This window comes from Streptococcus sp. GMD4S (assembly GCF_000296955.1).
The window spans coordinates 1-970 of record NZ_AJRE01000288.1 but is presented as its reverse complement, the minus strand read 5'-3'; the positions used below and the strand labels follow the sequence as shown (position 1 = coordinate 970).

At 38.4% G+C, this 970-nt stretch carries 1 protein-coding gene and 1 pseudogene; one reads left to right on the top strand and one right to left on the bottom strand.

Going from position 1 to position 970, the window contains the following annotated elements:
* A partial coding sequence (locus GMD4S_RS09405; protein WP_000869630.1) for an amino acid kinase family protein occupies positions 1-590 on the bottom strand: 590 nt, incomplete at its 3' end.
* 282 nt (positions 591-872) lie between these two features.
* Here GMD4S_RS09405 and GMD4S_RS13935 point away from each other — a divergent pair.
* Positions 873-970 (top strand): annotated as a pseudogene (locus tag GMD4S_RS13935) (enoyl-CoA hydratase); the annotation flags it as partial.

The following is a 970-nucleotide window of genomic DNA, read 5'->3' as shown; positions in this document are numbered from 1 at the left end:
CCACGTGAAAAAGTACAGATTTGATTTTCCTTAGTCACACCAAAGAAACCAGGGATGACAAGGACTTCGTTGCTATCAGCCAAGCCTTCAATCTTGTCATAACTAGATGGAATGATGCGTGCGTTTCCTGGTTCACTTGTGACAACAATTCCAGCTTCTCTTGGGTGAACATAGCGTGCATCGATACCGTTTTGGTTAAAGTAGGCTGCAATGAGTTTGGCATTGTTATTTTCTCCAGCCGCTAGGAAGGTATCATAGAGAAATTCATTGTCCTCTATAGGAAGAGTTGCCAAGGCCCGAATGCTTTTAGAGATTTTTTCTAAAACAGCAGGTTTTAACCCAAGTTCACTAACCATAGCGGCATAACGGTCAATGATCCAGCTTTGGCTAGCACTGATGTCATTTCCAGCCACATAGTCACGATAGTATTTGATCAAGGCATCAGTTACCTTGGTATCTTCAGCATTGCGTTTGCCGGGTGCAGAAACGACTACAAAACGGCGTTCTTTATCACTTTTAACGATATTTAAGACTTTTTCTAACTGACCAGCAGAGGCAAGCGAGCTTCCGCCAAATTTTACAACCTTCATAAGGACTCCTCAAGTAAGTATTTTATACGATTATAGCAGAAAGAGGGGCATTTTTCAATGAAGAAAATAACTTCCTATTATAATAGAAGAAAACACTAACTTATTCTGAAAAGCGATAACGATTTAAAAGTAAGAGTGTCAAATTTTACTCACACTCATAAATGATGGGTAAATAATCAGCTGAGACACTTTCCTTTAGTTTTTCCTTGCCTCTTTATCCAAAAAAAGGTATACTTTGATAATAAAACAATTTTATTGCCTTATAAAAGAAAAGGAGAAGCTATGAATCATATCTTATATCAGATCGTAGATGATCTGGCTATCATTACTTTGAATCGTCCCGAAGTGGCAAATGGTTTCCATATCCCAATGTGTGAGGA